Origin of the sequence: Actinoplanes lobatus, from assembly GCF_014205215.1 — a bacterium.
Lineage (GTDB): Bacteria > Actinomycetota > Actinomycetes > Mycobacteriales > Micromonosporaceae > Actinoplanes > Actinoplanes lobatus.
In genome coordinates, this window is record NZ_JACHNC010000001.1 from 9,101,088 (window position 1) to 9,116,993 (window position 15,906).

The 15,906-nt window shown below is 71.4% G+C and carries 13 protein-coding genes; 7 read left to right on the plus strand and 6 right to left on the minus strand.

Translation table 11 applies throughout. The annotated features are described in order from the left end of the window. Positions 1-60: 60 nt before the first annotated feature. Positions 61-522, plus strand: a complete 462-nt coding sequence (locus BJ964_RS41540; RefSeq protein ID WP_188125787.1) for a DUF7144 family membrane protein — start codon at positions 61-63, stop codon at positions 520-522. Positions 523-527: 5 nt separating this feature from the next. On the opposite strand, the gene BJ964_RS41545 is transcribed toward BJ964_RS41540, so the two are convergent. The 5 genes from BJ964_RS41545 to BJ964_RS41565 form a co-directional block, all read right to left on the minus strand. Beyond that, entirely contained in the window at positions 528-3,176 is a 2,649-nt protein-coding gene (locus tag BJ964_RS41545) for a LuxR C-terminal-related transcriptional regulator (protein ID WP_229807045.1), read from the minus strand. Positions 3,177-3,286: 110 nt separating this feature from the next. Continuing rightward, positions 3,287-4,753 carry an alpha-amylase family protein gene (locus BJ964_RS41550; RefSeq protein ID WP_188125788.1) on the minus strand — a complete coding sequence of 489 codons (1,467 nt, stop codon included), beginning with the start codon at positions 4,751-4,753 and terminating at the stop codon, positions 3,287-3,289. After that, positions 4,750-7,422: an MGH1-like glycoside hydrolase domain-containing protein gene (locus tag BJ964_RS41555; RefSeq protein ID WP_188125789.1), complete on the minus strand. Its 2,673-nt coding sequence runs from the start codon at positions 7,420-7,422 to the stop codon at positions 4,750-4,752. Before BJ964_RS41555 ends, BJ964_RS41550 begins: the two co-directional genes overlap by 4 nt. A gap of 30 nt (positions 7,423-7,452) precedes the next feature. Continuing rightward, positions 7,453-9,141, minus strand: a complete 1,689-nt coding sequence (locus BJ964_RS41560) for a SulP family inorganic anion transporter (RefSeq protein WP_188125790.1) — start codon at positions 9,139-9,141, stop codon at positions 7,453-7,455. A gap of 78 nt (positions 9,142-9,219) precedes the next feature. Beyond that, entirely contained in the window at positions 9,220-9,714 is a 495-nt protein-coding gene (locus BJ964_RS41565; RefSeq protein ID WP_188125791.1) for a DUF1269 domain-containing protein, read from the minus strand. Positions 9,715-9,897: 183 nt separating this feature from the next. Between BJ964_RS41565 and BJ964_RS41570 the strand changes: the two genes are divergently transcribed. From BJ964_RS41570 to BJ964_RS41590, 5 genes are read left to right on the plus strand one after another with little or no spacing between them, the layout of a single operon-like run. Next, complete coding sequence (locus BJ964_RS41570; RefSeq protein ID WP_229807046.1) at positions 9,898-10,143, plus strand: hypothetical protein; 246 nt, start codon at positions 9,898-9,900, stop codon at positions 10,141-10,143. A 43-nt stretch (positions 10,144-10,186) separates the two neighbouring features. Next, positions 10,187-10,624, plus strand: coding sequence for a DUF7144 family membrane protein (locus BJ964_RS41575; protein ID WP_188125792.1), 438 nt, complete (start codon positions 10,187-10,189; stop codon positions 10,622-10,624). A 51-nt stretch (positions 10,625-10,675) separates the two neighbouring features. Then, positions 10,676-11,818, plus strand: a complete 1,143-nt coding sequence (locus tag BJ964_RS41580; RefSeq protein WP_188125793.1) for an AI-2E family transporter — start codon at positions 10,676-10,678, stop codon at positions 11,816-11,818. Between the two features lie 22 nt (positions 11,819-11,840). Next, positions 11,841-12,335, plus strand: a complete 495-nt coding sequence (locus tag BJ964_RS41585) for a DUF1269 domain-containing protein (protein ID WP_188125794.1) — start codon at positions 11,841-11,843, stop codon at positions 12,333-12,335. Next, positions 12,319-13,722 carry a DUF2252 domain-containing protein gene (locus tag BJ964_RS41590; protein WP_188125795.1) on the plus strand — a complete coding sequence of 468 codons (1,404 nt, stop codon included), beginning with the start codon at positions 12,319-12,321 and terminating at the stop codon, positions 13,720-13,722. The genes BJ964_RS41585 and BJ964_RS41590 overlap by 17 nt, the downstream gene beginning before the upstream one ends. A 23-nt stretch (positions 13,723-13,745) precedes the next feature. Here the strand turns inward: BJ964_RS41590 and BJ964_RS41595 are convergent, their stop codons facing one another. Then, positions 13,746-15,194, minus strand: a complete 1,449-nt coding sequence (locus tag BJ964_RS41595; RefSeq protein ID WP_229807047.1) for a hypothetical protein — start codon at positions 15,192-15,194, stop codon at positions 13,746-13,748. 249 nt (positions 15,195-15,443) lie between these two features. Between BJ964_RS41595 and BJ964_RS41600 the strand changes: the two genes are divergently transcribed. Continuing rightward, positions 15,444-15,902 (plus strand): DUF6325 family protein, encoded by a 459-nt coding sequence (locus BJ964_RS41600; RefSeq protein WP_188125796.1) that lies wholly within the window; start codon positions 15,444-15,446, stop codon positions 15,900-15,902. Positions 15,903-15,906: the final 4 nt, after the last annotated feature.

Consider the following 15,906-nt stretch of genomic DNA (forward strand, 5'->3'; position numbering starts at 1 on the left):
CCCCGGCCAGCACTCTGAGCTTCCGGAACACAAATCCGGATTCACAGGAGGGACTCGACGATGACACTTGATCACCGCGGCGATCCGGTACGGCGTGCGGCGCCCACCCGGGAATCGCCCGCTCCTGAAGCCGACACCTGGATCGGGCTGGTGGTGTTCGCCGGGATCATGCTGCTCTCGCTGGGCGTCTTCCAGGTCATGGAGGGCTTCACGGCGCTGCTGCACGGCCAGGCGTACCTGGTGACCCCGGAGGGCATGCTGATCGAGCCGAACCCGGAGATGTGGGGCTGGATGCATCTGTTCTTCGGTCTGATCAGTGGGGCGGCCGGGGTCGGCGTCCTACTCGGGCAGACGTGGGCGCGCGCCGTCGGCGTGATCTTCACCGCCGTCGGCGCGGTGGTCCACTTCCTCTTCCTGGCCGCCGCACCGTTCTGGTCCGGCATTCTGATCTGCCTTCAGGTGGTGGTCATCTACGCCCTCTGCGCGCATGGCGGCGAAGTCCGCCGCGGCCGCCACGAGTAGACCGCTCAGATCAACCGCAGGGCGCGTGCCCGGCGTACCGCTTCATTGCGCCGGGACGCGGACAGTTTTCGCAGGATGCTGCGGACGTGGGTCTTCACCGTGTTGACCGAGACGTACATCGAGGCGGCGATCTCCTCGGTCGGCAGCATCTCGGCCATACCGCGCAGCACGTCCAGCTCCCGCTTGCTGAGCTGCTCCACCACGACCGGGTCGGTGACCGGGCCGTCGGTGGTGGCCGCGCCCGGGGTCAGCGCCCGGTACTGCACGATCAGCCGGTCGTCGTCGCGCAGCAGCCGCCGCAGTTCGCTCCACACCTGGTGCACCGGCCGCCGGTACGACTCCGGCCCGGCCACCCGCAGCGCCCGCCGCAACGCCTCGCGCGCTCCCGCGGTGTCGTCCTGGCCGTCCGCCAGCATGGCCAGCAGCAGCCACGCGTCCAGCGCGACCGGCGCGGGAACCCCGGCGGCGTCCGCGACCGTCCGGGCCACCTGGTGCGCCGCCCCCGCCTGTCCCTGGGCCAGCAGCAGCGCGGCCCGGGCCACCGCCACGTCCGCGGCGGGCGAGTCGGCGTAGCCGTCGAGCAGGCCACTCGCCTCGTTCGCCCGGCCGCCCGTGATCAGCAGGCGGGACAGGTTCATGGTGATCTCCCGGCTCAGCCAGCGCGGCGTACCGGAGACGCCCTCGCGGGCCGCGGCCAGCACGTTGGACGCCTGCCGCAGCTCTCCACGGGTCTGCAGCCGGCGGGCCCGGACCAGGGCGTACGCGGCCGGGCCGGCCCCCGTCGTGCCGTTGGCGCAGAGGTGCTGCGCGGCCCGCAGCCGGCGGTCGGCGGTCTCGATGTCGTAGCGCTCCAGCGCCACCCAGGCCAGCGCCACCTCGGCGGCGGCCGGCCAGCGGTCCTTGCCGAGCCCGCGCCGGGTGGCCAGCTCGATCGCCTGGCGGGCGCTCGCCTCGGCCCGGGCCAGCCGGCCACGGTGCGCCTCGAGCAGCGCCAGGTTCTCCAGGGAGGAGATCCGCACCGGCTCGGCGCCGGCCGCGGTGACGGCGGCCGCCTCGGCCAGCACCGTGGCCGCCTCGTCGACGTCGCCGCTGCCGCTGCGGGCCATACCCTCGGCGGCGAGCATCAGCATCCGCAGCTCGGGGTGCCGGGCCAGCCGCTCGGCGGGCGCCACCGACAGGAGGGTACGGGCGACCGGCGCGAGATGGGCGACCTGCTCCGGGTCGGCCCCGTCGGCGAGCAGCAGCAGCCGCATCAGGAAGCAGGAGGCGGTCAGGCCGTCGCCGTCGTCGGCGCCCCGCACGCTGAGCAGCTTGCTCGCGTGGGTGAACTGCTCGGCGGCCCGCGCGTGGTCGCCGTCGCCGTAGGCCATGGCGGCCCGGATCAGCACCGTCTCGGGCTCCTCGAGGTGTGCCGGCATGCCCGCGAACAGCGCGCCCAGCCGGCCGCCACCGCCTTCGATGACCAGCGCGCCGAGGGCGAGGTCCTCGATCACCATGGTGGCCGCGCCGGCCCAGTCCCCGGCCTGGACGGCGTGCCCCACGGCCTCGGCCAGCTGCCCGTGCGCGACCAGCCAGGCGGCGGCCCGCTGGTGCAGCACCGCCACCTCCTCCGGCTCGGTCCAGGCCAGCTGGGCGCGCAGCAGCTCGGCGAAGAGGCGGTGGTAGCGGTACACCTCGGCACCCTCGCCGACCGGCTGGATGAAAGCGTTCTCCCGGGTGAGCGTGGCCAGCAGCCGGGCGGCGTCGGGCCGCTCGGTGACCGCGCCGGCCAGGTCCGGGGTGAAGGCGTCCAGCACGCTGCTCTCCAGCAGGAAGCGCCGCACCTGCGGGGGCTGGATCCGCAGCACCTCGCCGATGAAGTACTCGGCGATCGTGGACTCGTCGCCCGAGATGGTCTGCACGAGCCGGCCCGGGTCGGTGGTGCCCTGCATGGCGCAGGCGCAGAGCCGGATCCCGGCGGCCCAGCCCTCGGTGTGCTCGAGCAGCACCGCCGTGTCGTCCGCGCCCAGGTCGACGCCGTGCAGCCGGAGCAGGGTGGTGGCCTCGGCCGGGGTGAAGGCGAGATCGGCGGTACGCAGCTCGTGCAGCTCACCGGCGAGGCGGTACCGGTAGAGCGGCAGCGGCGGGTCCCATCGTCCGGTGAGGACGACCCGCAGGTTGTCCACGTGGCTCAGCAGGAACTCCAGCCCGGACGCCCACTCCGGCCCGGGCAGCTGGGAGGCGCCGTCCAGGATCAGGACGATGTCGGTGGGGTGGTCCGCGACGGCCGCGGCCAGGCGGCCCAGCACGGCGCGGGTGACGGCGCCGTCGGCGATCGAGGGCACCTGCACCCCGGCCCGGCGCAGCCCCTCGGCGACGTACGTCCAGAAGGTCGACGCCTGCTCGTCACCCTCTTCAAGGGTGATCCAGGCGACCGGCCGGTCACCGGCCCGGGTGCGCGCCCAGGCGGCCAGCAGCTGCGTCTTTCCGCTGCCGGCCACGCCGGTGACCAGGGTGACCGGGCCCGTGACCCCCTCGGTGACCCGGTCGAGGAGCCCCGGCCGGGCCACCATGAACGGTGGCGCGGCCGGGACCACGAACTTGGAGGCGAGCAACGCGCTGGCCTGGTCCGATCCATATGTCCTGGGTGGATCCACGATCAGTTCTATCGACACGTGCTACCTCCAAGAGCCACCCCGTTTGATCTCTCGTTCAGACTTTCTCGCTCACCCGCTCAGCACATCGTTCGGATCGGATAATCCGGTGACCCTCGGTGTCGCCTTCGTTAACGGAACGTAAGCAGATGAAAGTCCCACGGGGAAAGGTCCACATATAGCCCGGACTCGGCCAGTTCGTCGCCGTCCCTGGTGAACACCCGGCCGTCGAGGAGGTCGGCCAGCTCCCAGGAGCGTCCGGCGAGGTCCGGCCACGGCGCCTCCACCCGCGCCTGGGCCGGCCGGTCCCCGAAATTGATCACGACGAGGTGCCGCCGCTCCTCGTCGTGCCATGACCAGGCCAGCAGGTCATGGTGGGACTGGTTGTCCGGCCAGCCCCGGGTGTCCACGGTGTGCCACTCGCCCCCGCGGACCGTGGCGGCGGCCGTCAGCAGCCGCCGGTGGAAGTCGCGCGACTCCGGGTCGTCCGGCTCGTCCGGGAACCGGGCCAGGAAGACCGGCAGCCGGGTACGCCGTCCGTCGAACTGGCCGTCGTGCCAGAGCGTGGCGCCCGGCAGCGTGGCGATCGCCACCGCCGCGGCCCGGCCCCGCGGGCGGGGCAGCGTCGCGGCGGCCCGCGGCTCGTCGTGGTTCTCCAGGAACCGCACCAGGCCGTCCTGGAAGTCGCGGCCCGCCGCCAGATGCTTGCGCAGCGACCCGGCGTCCTCGTGGACCAGCCGGTCGTAGAGCCGCTTGTCGTAACAGAAGTCGAAACCCTGCTGCTGCAGGGTCCACTCCATGTCCCAGTACGCCTCGGCGATCAGCGCGAGGCCCGGGTGCCGGGCACGGACCCGGGCGAAGACCTGCGGCCAGAACTCCTCCTCCGGCGCCGGCCCCACCCACCGCCCCCAGGTACGGGCGAACACCTCGTTGGTGAACAGCATCGCCATGTCGCAGCGGATCCCGTCGCACTGGTCGCCGATGTCGCCCAGCACCCGCGCCGTGGCGTCGCGCAGCCCCGGGGCGAACGCGTTGAGCTGGGCCACGTCCGGCCACGGCGGGAAGAACGGGTCCCGGCCGTGCGCCACCACGTGCTCACCCGCGCCGAACCAGCCCCGCGGGTCGGCGGCCAGATCCTCGGCCGAGCCCCGGACGAACCACTCCGGGTTCAGCGAGACCGCCGGATGGTCGGGCGCCACGTGGTTGGGCACGTAGTCGAGGATCAGCCGGACGCCCCGCCCCCGCAGTGCCGCGCGGGCGGCCGCGAGCCCGGACGGCCCGCCCAGCCGCTCGTCGGCCCGGTAGCGGCGCACGCAGTACGGCGAGCCGACCACGTCCTCCGGCGCCAGGTCGGGCAGCGCCTCCCGGAACGACCGTTGCAGGTCCTCGTTGTGCTGGGCCAGGGCCAGCCCGGCGGGACTGCGCTCCCAGACGCCCATCAGCCAGACCGCGTCGATCCCGGGCACGGCGATCTCGTCCCACACCTCGCCGGGCACGTCGGCGAGTGTGACCGGGCGGCCGAAGCGCCGGCTCAACCCGGTCAGCCACGGCCAGGTGCCGATCTCGTAGATCACCGGCGTGTCCGGCCACTCGCTCAACGGTCCTCCTCCTCGACCTGTGCCCGCCGCAGCACCCCGGTCATGCCCTCGAGGAGCAGGTCCGGGCCGGACAGGCCGGCGAAGATGTTCGGGAACACGGCCACCAGCCCGGTCCAGCCGGTCTGATGGGTGGCGCCCAGGCCGGCCCCGTTGTCGCCGTGGAAGTACTCAGCGAAGGTGATCAGGTTCTTCCAGTGCTCCGTGGTGAAGACCTCCTGGCCACCGTAGCAGGGCCGACGGCCGTCCGGGCCGGGCAGGAAAATCCTGGTCAACCGGCCGGAGATCTCCCGCGCCACCTCGAACAACGTCATCTTCACCCCGGAGCCGGTCGGGCACTCGACGGTGAGCTCGTCGCCGTAGGCGACGTACAGGTTCAGCAGGGACCGGACCATCAGGATGTTGGCCGGGAACCAGATCGGCCCACGCCAGTTGGAGTTGCCGCCGAACATCCCGCTGTCCGACTCCGCCGGCTGGTACGACACCCCGAACGTCTGGTCACCGACCCGGACCTCGAACGGGTGCTCGGCGTGGTGCTTCGACAGCGACCGGATCCCGTACGGGCTGAGGAACTCGTTCTCGTCGAGCAGCCGGGTCAGGATCCGCCGCAGCCGCTCCTCGTCGAAGAGCGCCAGCAGCCGCTCACCGTGCCGGCCCTGCATCCGGCCCCGGGTCAGCACCGAGTTGACACTGGGGTGCCGGTCCAGGAAGTCCTGGACACCCTCGATGAGCTGCGGGTACCGGGCGGTGGTGCCGCTGTCGTACACGGTCGCGGCGGCCAGTGGGAGCAGGCCGACCAGCGAGCGCACCCGCAGCCGCTGGGCGCCGCCGTCGGGCAGCCGCAGCAGGTCGTAGAAGAAGCCGTCCTCCTCGTCCCACATGGCCGCGCTGCCGTGCTCGTGGTTGACCGCCACCGCGATCCAGGCGAAGTGCTCGAAGTACTGCTGCGCCTGCTCCAGGTAGACCGGGTCGCGCTGGGACAGCTCCAGCGCGATCGACAGCATGCTCTGGCAGTAGAGGGCCATCCACGCGGTGCCGTCGGCCTGGTCCAGGTAACCGCCGGTGGGCAGCGGGGCGCTGCGGTCGAACACGCCGATGTTGTCCAGCCCGAGGAAGCCGCCCTGGAAGACGTTGTTGCCGTCGTGGTCCTTCTGGTTCACCCACCAGGTGAAGTTCCGCGCCAGCTTGTGGAAGATCGCCTCCAGCCAGTCGTGGTCGCCCCGGCCGCTGCGGGCCTTGTCCAGCTCGTAGACCAGATAGGTGGCCCAGGCGTGCACCGGTGGGTTCACGTCGCTGAAGTTCCACTCGTACGCCGGGATCTGGCCGTTGGGATGCAGGTAGCGGCGGCTGAGCAGCAGATCGAGCTGGTCCTTGGCGAAGGCCCGGTCGACCACCGCCAGCGAGATCGACTGGAACGCCAGGTCCCACGCCGCGAACCAGGGGTACTCCCACTTGTCCGGCATCGAGATGACGTCGTGGCAGATCATGTGGAACCATTCGCCGTTGCGGATCCCCTTGGCGTCCAGCGGGTCCCGGCCGTGTTCGGAGAGCCAGCGCTCCACGTCGTAGCCGAAGTACTGCTTGCTCCACAGCATGCCGGCCAGCGCCTGCCGGGTCACCCGCCGCTCGTCCTCGCCGAGCCGCGGGTCGAGCAGCACGTCGTAGAACTCGTCGGCCTCGGCCCGCCGCCGGTCCACCAGCTCGTCGAAGGCCGTCGCGTCACCGGCGGACGGCTGGTCGGAGAGCCGGAACCGGACGGTGACCGAACCGCCGGCCGGCACCTCGACGGCCACGTCGGCGGCCACCTTCGTGCCGGTGCCGTCCGGGTTCACCGCGCCGGTGTCGCCGTCCACCACGTACCGGTGGAAGGCGTCCTTGCCGTAGCGGCCGGTGCCGGTGGTCTCGTTCTCGGTGAACAGCAGCGGGTGGTCACCGAACACCTCGAACCGGCGGGTGCCGAGCCGGTGGTGGACCGCCTCGACGCCGCCGTCGACGGCCCGCAGCGCCGGCTTCGGCTCCGGGCGGTCCCACGACCAGGTGTTGCGGAACCACAGGGTGGGCAGCAGGCGCAGCGGCGCGGGCTCCGGGCCCCGGTTGTGCACGGTGATCCGGCCGAGGATGTCCTCCGGGCCGTCCTTGGCGTACTCCACGACGACGTCGAAGTACCGGTCCTGGGCGAAGATCCCGGTGTCCAGCAGCTCGTACTCGAAGTCGTTGCGGCCGCGGTTGCGGTTGGAGACGATCAGATCCTCGTACGGGAACGGCGCCTGCGGGTACTTGTAGACCATCCGCTGGTAGGAGTGGGTGGGGGTGGCGTCGACGTAGAACCAGTACTCCTTGACGTCCTCGCCGTGGTTGCCCTCGGAGTTGGTCAGACCGAAAAACCGCTCCTTGAGGATCGGGTCCCGGCCGTTCCACAGCGCGACGGCCAGGCAGACCGCCTGCTCCTCGTCGCAGAACCCGGCGATGCCGTCCTCGCCCCACCGGTACGCCCGGGATCGCGCGGCATCGTGACTGAGATGTCCCCAGGCGTCGCCGCCCGGGCTGTAGTCCTCGCGGACCGTGCCCCACTGCCGTTCGCTGAGGTACGGTCCCCACTTCCGCCACGGCACGGCGTTGGTGTCGGCGTCGTGGAGGCGCCGCTGCTCGGCACCCGTCTCGTTGATGGCCATACCGCCAGGCTCGGCCCCCAGGGGCCTCGGTCACTTCCCCCGCCGCGAGTGAAAGGCGGCCACCGCGTCCTCGATCGTCGGGTAGAAGTGTTCCGGATCGATGGTGCGGGTCAGCTTGTACCGGTCGATCTTGGCACGCACCGGGTCCTTCATCTCCGCGAACACCAGCGAGATCCCGTTCGCGTTGAGCTCCTCGTCGAGGTCCTCCAGCATGTCGGCCGCGGTGGTGTCGATGTCGGTGATCGGCTCGGCTGCCACCACGATCCACTGCGGCGCCGGATCGGCATGCGCCAGGTGCCGGATCTCCTCACGGAACGTGCGGGCGTTCGCGAAGATCAGCGGCGCGTCGAAACGGAACAGCACCAGCCCGGGGAACCGCACGCCGTCCGGGTAGGAGCGCACGTCATGGTATCCGGCCACCCCGTCCGGGCGGCCCAGTTCGGTCGAGTACGGCCACCACAGCCGCCGGAAGACGTTGAGCACCGACAGCGCGACCGCGACCGCGATGCCGGGCAGCACGCCCAGCAGCGCCACGCCCAGGAACGCGGCCAGCGCCAGGCTGAACTCCACCCGCCGCTGCCGCCACAGCCGCCGCATGCCGGACATGTCGGCCAGCGACAGCGAGGCGGCGATCACCACGGCCGCCAGCATCGCTTGCGGCAGGTTCCGCAGCAGCCCGGGCGCGAGGACCAGCAGCAGCGTGATGGCCGCCGCGCCGACCACCCCGGTCAACTGGGTACGGGCGCCGGACTGGAAGGCCACCGCGGTCCGCGATCCGCTGGTGCTGACCGGGAAGCCCTGGAACAGCCCGGCCGCCAGGTTGGCCGCCCCGATGCCGGCCATCTCCTGGTTGCCGCGCACCTCCTGCCCGGTACGGGCGGCGAAGGCGGACGCCGTGGAGATGGTGTCGGTGACCGACACCAGGGTGATGCCGAGCGCGCCGGCCGCCAGGATGCCCAGGTCCGACCAGTCGATGTGCGGGATGGTCAGCGGCGGGAAGCCCCGCGGCAGCGGCCCGACCACGTCGACGCCCTGGTCGGCCAGCCCGAACACCGACGTCACCACGGTGGCGCCGAGGACCGCGACCAGGATGCCGGGGACCTTCGGCAGAAAGCGTTGCAGCAGCAGGATGACGGCCAGGCCGCCGGCGCCGATGATGAGCGCCACCGGCAGCGTCTCCCCGGCCGCGACACCGCGCACGAAGCCCACCGCCTCGCCGATCAGGCCGTCGGCGTCGACCGAGAAGCCGAACAGCTTCGGCAGCTGCCCGATCAGGATGGTCAGGGCCAGGCCGTTGATGTACCCGATCTGGGTGGGATGCGACAGCAGGTCGGCCACGAATCCGAGTTTCGCGACCGCGGCCACCGTCATCATCACCCCGACCAGCAGGGCCAGCACCGAGGCCAGCGCCACCGCCCGGGCCGGGTCGCCGTCCGCGACGATCAACGGCAGGACCACCGCGGCGATCATCGGGCCGAGCGACGAGTCCGGGCCGAGGACCAGGATCTTCGACGGCCCGAAGACGGCGTACGCGAGCAGGCACAGGATCGAGGTGTACAACCCGGTGATCGGTGGCAGGCCGGCCAGCTCGGCGTACGCCATGCCCTGCGGCACGAGCAGGGTGGTCAGCACGATCCCGGCCACCAGGTCCTTCGGCAGCCAGGCCGGCTTGTACCCGGCGGCGACCCTCAGTCCCGGCGCCCAGTCGCCGATCGCCATCTCTGGTCCTCCCCGTCCTCTCACCCTCATATACGACGGACGCCACCCGATCTCGGGCGGCGTCCGGGTCCGGAAACGTTACTGCTGTTCGCCACCGTGCAGGGCGTCCTGCAGCTCGGCCTCGGCCTCCTTCGACAGCGACGACTTGAGCACCGTGCCACCGAACTTGCTGAGCGCCTCCACCGCCTTGTCCGGGGTGACCGCCTCGACCACCAGGAACAGCGCCGACGTGCCCGGCTGGAGCTCCTCGCGGATGCGCTCCTGGAACTCCTTGTTGATGGCGCCCTTGGTCAGCTTGCCGGTGAGGGCGCCGAGGCCGGCGCCGACCGCCATGCCGAGCACCGGGATGAAGAACAGCATCCCGAAGAGCAGACCCCAGAACATGCCCCACGTGGTGCCGCCCGCCACGGCGTGGTGGTTCGTGGTGACGTGGAACTTGCCCTCCTTGTCGCGGATGATCGTCGCGATCGCGTCCGGCTGGATGATCAGATCCTTGGCCAGCCGATTCGCCTCCAGCGACGCCGCCGTCGCCGTGGTCTCGTCGGAATAACCGATGGCTACCAGAATCGCCATGGCTCTCTCCTTCCGTACCCGTGTGGTGTCACTGTCGTGCCGCCGCAAACGGGGCACTGCGGCGTCCCGATCAGTCAGCCACGGACACGGTCGGCATTCCTCATTCCGAGCGGATGAAGTCATCCGGGGTCACGTCGTGAAAGGTGGCTGCTACAGACAGTCACCGGTGGAGGGGGCGCAGTCATGCAGGAGCGGTACGAGATCCGGGTCCGGGGGTTCCTCGGTCCCCTGCTACGCATGGCGCTGGGCGATCTGCGCTGGCGCACCCTCCCGCGGCAGAGCACGATCCGCGGCAAGCTCTCGGACGCCGACCTGGAGAAGCTGCTCACCCGTCTGGACCGGTCCGGCGTGGAGGTCGTCTGTCTCCGCCGCCTGACCGGGGTTTCATCCGCCACGGATGGCGTGGCGGTCACCGGTCCCGCCACATGATCGGACCATCACCGGAGAACCCCGTTGACGAGGGAGAATAACCATGACCAACACAGAGCCGCTACAGGCGGAGAACTACGCGCCCGCCGGGCGGCGCCAGCCGACCGGTTGGGTGGGGATGGTGGTCTTCGCCGGCGTCATGATGCTGATGCTCGGCTCGTTCCAGGCGATCGAGGGGATCGTCGCCCTGTTTCGCGAGGACTTCTTTCTGACCACCTCCAACGGCCTTGTCGTGCCGGTGAACTTCAGCACCTACGGCTGGACGCACATCGTGATCGGCCTGATCGCGGTGGGCACAGGGCTCGGCCTCCTCGCGGGCCAGATGTGGGCTCGCGTGGTCGGCGTCATCATCGCCGGGCTCAGCGCGCTGGCCAACCTGGCGTTCCTGCCGGCCTACCCGGTGTGGTGCAGCATCGTGATCGCCCTCGACGTTCTGGTGATCTACGCCCTGACCGTGCACGGCCGTGAGGTCAAGTACTGACGGCCGCCCGGCCGGGACCGAACGAGGAGGCGGTCCCGGCCGGAGCGGACCATGACCCGCCTGGTCGCCCGGCAGCCGCGGCTCTTGCCGCGGCTCGCCGCGCGTAACCACCAGAACGGCCAAGGCGGCCAGGCGGGCCTGCCACGCGGGGTGATCGTTCTGCTCGGCACCGCCTGCCTCGTGGTGGTGGTGGCCGGCCTGCGCGGGGTGTCGGATCTCGTCGGACCGGTCTTCCTGGGACTCATGCTCGCGGTGACGGTCAGCCCGCTCACCGAGTGGATGCGCCGCCACGGCGCACCGTCCTGGGTGGCCATGACCGTCACCACGCTGGTCGTCTACCTGGGACTGTTCGCGCTCGGCGGGGCGCTGCTGGTCTCGGTGTCCCAGCTGATCGACCTGCTGCCGCAGTACCAGGCCCAGTTCGCGGGCATCCGCGAGGACCTGGTCCAGGGCCTCAGCTCGCTCGGCATCCAGGTCGAGCAGGTGCGGACCGCGGTCGCCGGCGCCGACGCCGGAACCGTGCTGGACCTGGTCGGCTCCCTCTTCGGCGGCCTGGCCTCGGTCCTGTCCAACTCGATCTTCCTGCTGGCCGTGCTGCTGTTCATGTGCATCGACGCGGTGGACTTCCCGGCCCGGTTGCAGGGAACCGTCGCGGAACGCCCGCAGGTGGTCGAGGCGCTGCGCTCGTTCGCCCACGGCACCCGGCGCTACCTGCTGGTGTGCACGGTGTTCGGGCTGATCGTGGCGGTGTTCGACGTGGCGCTGCTGTGGTGGCTCGGCATCCCGCTGCCGCTGCTGTGGGGCCTGCTGTCGTTCATCACCAACTACATCCCGAACATCGGTTTCATCATCGGGGTGGTGCCACCGGCCCTGCTCGGCCTGCTCCAGGGCGGCCCCGAGCTGATGCTGGCCGTGATCGCGCTCTACTGCGTGGTCAACTTCATCATCCAGTCGATCATCCAGCCCAAGATCGTGGGCGACGCGGTCGGCCTCTCCGCCACCGTCTCGTTCCTGTCGCTGATCTTCTGGGCCTGGGTGCTGGGCGCGCTCGGCGCACTGCTGGCCATCCCGCTGACCCTGCTCGCCAAGGGCCTGCTGGTGGACATCGACCCGTCGACCCGCTGGATCAACGACCTGCTCTCCGGTGGACCCCCCGCCGAGAAGCGGACCCATTCGGGACGGCCCCGTCCCTGACCCCCGAGGAGGAAGAACCCCCATGACCACGTTCACGGTATGGAAGTTCGACGACCCGCAGCGCGCGGAACAGGCCGCCGGCATCCTCCGGCACGCCCGCGACGAGGGCCTCGTCAAGATCATTGACTACGCGGTGGTCAGCTGGCCGCAGGGCGCGGCCGCCCCGGAGACCCACCACGAGCACGAGAGCGGCCACCGGTACACCGGCTGGGGCGCCTTCTGGGGCATCGTGATCGGCGGCCTCTTCCTCGTCCCGGTCGCCGGCGCGGCCGTCGGCGCGGGCATCGGCGCCCTGGTCAAGGCCACCGAGGGCACCGGCATCGACCGGCAGCAGCTGGAGACCATCCGGGCCGAGATCACCGAGGGCACCTCGGCGCTGTTCCTGGTCACCGACCAGGGCAACCTGGACCGGCTCGGCGAACGGTTCCACGGCCTGCACAAGCAGCTGATCGCCACCAACCTGACCGAGGGCGAACGGGACATCCTCCTGGAGGCGTTCGGTGGCGCGACGCCCTGACCCGGCGTCGCGCGCACAGACCGGGCGGGAGGCGCGCAAGCGCGTCCCGCCCGCCGCGCACGCCGCATACGAACCGGCCGCCGGCCGGGAGGACCCGGTCGGCGTGCTCACCGCCGAGGAGGGCGACCGGCTTCCGGAGCTGCTGCCGATCCGGCACGGGCGGATGATGGCGTCCCCGCTGGCCTTCTACCGCGGCACCGCGCTGCTGATGGCCCGGGACCTGGCCACCGCACCCTCGACCGAGCTGGACACCCACCTCTGCGGGGACGCGCACATCTTCAACTTCGGCCTCTACGCCTCCCCGGAACGGCGTCTCGTCTTCGACCTCAACGACTTCGACGAGACGCACCCCGGCCCGTTCGAATGGGACGTCAAACGCCTGGCCACCAGCCTGGCGCTGGCCGGCCGGGAGAACGGGTTCAAACGCCGGGACCGCGCCGCGATCGTGGCGTCGTCGGTGCGCGCCTACCGGGAGGCGATGACCCGCTTCGCGGCCATGCGAACGCTGGACCTCTGGTACGCCCGCGCCGACCTCGACGAGTTGCGCGAGCAGCTCGGCGACAAGCTCACCCGGACCCGCCAGGAACGGCTGGCCCGGGTCGGGGCGAAGGCGCGCACCCGCACCAGCCTCCAGGCGTACCGGAAACTGACCGCCGAGGTGGACGGGCGCCGGCGCATCGTCGCCGACCCGCCGCTGCTGGTGCCGGTCGAGGACCTGGTGCCGGACGTGACCCGCAAGCAGCTCGAGGCACAGATCATCGACCTGATGGCCGGGTACCGCGACAGCCTCGCCGACGACCGGCGGCGGCTGTTCGACGCCTTCCAGTTCGTCGACATGGCCCGCAAGGTGGTCGGTGTCGGCAGTGTCGGCACCCGCTGCTGGATCGTGCTGCTGACCGGCCGGGACCCGGACGACCCGCTGCTGTTGCAGGTCAAGGAGGCCGGGCCGTCGGTGCTGCGGGGGCTGGTGCCGCGGCCCGGCGGGACGGAGATCGACAACGAGGGCCGCCGGGTGGTGGCCGGTCAGCGGATCATGCAGGCGGCCAGCGACATCTTCCTGGGCTGGCACCGGGTCGAGGGGTTCGACGGGAAGACCCGCGACTTCTACGTACGCCAGCTGCGCGACTGGAAGGGCGGCGCCACGGTCCAGGAGATGGACGCCGGGGCGCTGACGGCGTACGGGAGCCTGTGCGCCTGGACCCTGGCCCGGGCCCACGCGTGCGGCGGGGACCGGATCGCGATCGCCGCGTACCTGGGTTCCCGCGACCGGTTCGACAAGGCGCTGGCGGAGTTCGCCGAGTCGTACGCCGACCAGGTCGAGGCCGACCACGCGGCCTTCACGGCAGCGGTCCGTGACGGCCGGTTGGAGGCCGTCACGGACGTATGAGCCGAACTTCCCGCCGCCCGTCCTCAGCCGAGGGCGGGCGGCGGCGTCCGTACCGCCTCGGCCTGCCGGCGCGCGATCAGCGTGACCGCCACCTCGTACGCCGCCAGCAGCACCACGATCACCAGCAGCGACGTCCACGAGGACAGCACCAGGGCCAGCAGGATCGCCACGACGAGCCCGCCCACCCGTACCGGATCGAGATGCGCGGCGATGAAGCCGGGTCCCCGGGCCACGACCACCGCCGAACCGGCCCGGACCTGCCGCCAGCCGGCCGCCGTGCCCCGCGCCGTCGAGCGGCGCAGCCACACCGGGAACCGGCCCGGCCCCGCCAGGTACGCCAGCAGCGCGATCGCCGAGCCGATCAGGATGAGCTGGACCGCCCGCTCCCGGAGCAGGCTGAACACCGTGGTCATGGCCGCGTCCACCCCGTCGTGGTAGACCCCGGCCGGCACCGTCTCGAGGATCTCCCGGCGCACCGCGCGCAGCACCGCGGTGACCGTCACGGCCGCCGCCACCAGCCAGAGCCCGAACTGCACCGCGGTCCGGCGGCGCTGCGGCGACACCACGAACGCGGCCAGCAGCAGCAGGATCGTCCCGGCCACGAACAGCGCCAGATACCGTTTCGCCGAGTCGACGGCCTGCTGGACCTCCCACAGCTGCCCGGAGTCGTAGACGGTGAACGTGGCGAAGTTGGCCGGCAACGTCACCCCGAGCGCCTCCTCGACCCGCAGCCGCAGGTTCTCCGGGATGGCGCCGCTGCTCAGGTCGGGCAGCGTGACCTGTTTGCCGAAGAGGGTCGGCAGTTGGTCGCTGAGCTGCCGCAGCACCTGGTTGATCAGGGGCAGCAGGTCGATCTGGACACTGTCCTCGCTCGCCGTGACGACACTGCTCTCCCCCTCGATGACGGCGACCATCCGCTGGTGCAACTGCCGGTTCAGCTCCACCCAGATCACCTGGAAGCGGTCGCTGCCCAGCACGTTCTGCACCGTCTTGCGGACCTGCTCGCGGATCTGCCCGGTGAGCGGCCCGGCCACGAACGCGGCCTGCTCCGGCAGCACGGCACGCAGCCGCTGTTCCACGTCGAGCACCCGGAAGACCTCGGTGGTGGCGTACTCGGCGACCGCCGCGTTCACCTTCGGGTCCTGCGGCAACGGCGCGACGGTGGCCACCCACCGGTCGGTGTTCAGCGTGGTCCTCGCCGCCCACAGCCCGACCACGCTGGTCACCAGCGCGAAGGCGGCGACGGCGGCGAGCACGGCGGCCACGCCCCGGCGGATCGCGACACCGCGCGGCCGCCTTCGGCGCCCCTGGCCTTCGAGCTGGGCACGCAGAGCGGTCACCTCCGCCCGGAGCCGCTCGATCTCCTCGGAGTCCGGTACGCCGACCCGCGCCGAATCCTCCACCCGCTCGTCCTCCGGGCCGGTACCGTCCGGGGAACCGGCCGGTGGTGATTCGCTCGCCGGAATGTTCATGGTCTGCTCCTCGCCAGCGGAGAAAATCGACGGCCGGCGTTCTACCGGCCCCTGCCGACGGTTCCTCGCGCGCCCCTGAAGGCACCTCATCCGGCGTGGATGAACCCCGTCCCACGGCGTACCGGCGGTCCCGGCGCCCTCCGGAGTTCACCCTCGGCGGATGACGTGGCCCGGCCCGCGGCCCAGCACGCTGAACACGTTGACATCGGGCGCGTACGAGCTTGGGAGAGCGATGAGCGGGAGGCTGAGATGAGCGAGGTGGAACTGGGCGAAATGGGCCCGGTCGACTACCTGTGTGTCGAGTTCCCCGAGGGGAGCCTGAACGGGACGGCGCTGCCGCTGCTGATGGACCTGGTGGACCGGGGGATCATCCGCGTGCTGGACATCCTCTTCGTCCGCAAGGAGCACGGCGGCGGGGTGACCGCCTTCGAGCACAAGGAGCTCGACCTGAGCGGCTTCGGCGCCTTCCAGGGCGCCGCGTCGGGCATCCTCGGCGGCGACGACCTGCACGACATCGCCGGCATTCTGGAGGAGGGAGCGGCCGCGATCATCCTGGTGTACGAGAACCTGTGGGCGGCACCGCTGGCCACCGCACTGCGCCGCAACGGGGCGCATCTGGTGGCGGGCGGGCGAATCCCGGTCCAGGCACTGCTGCAGGCCCTCGACGAGACCGAGGAGGCCGTGGCGGCCTCCCTCCAGGGAAGGTGATCGC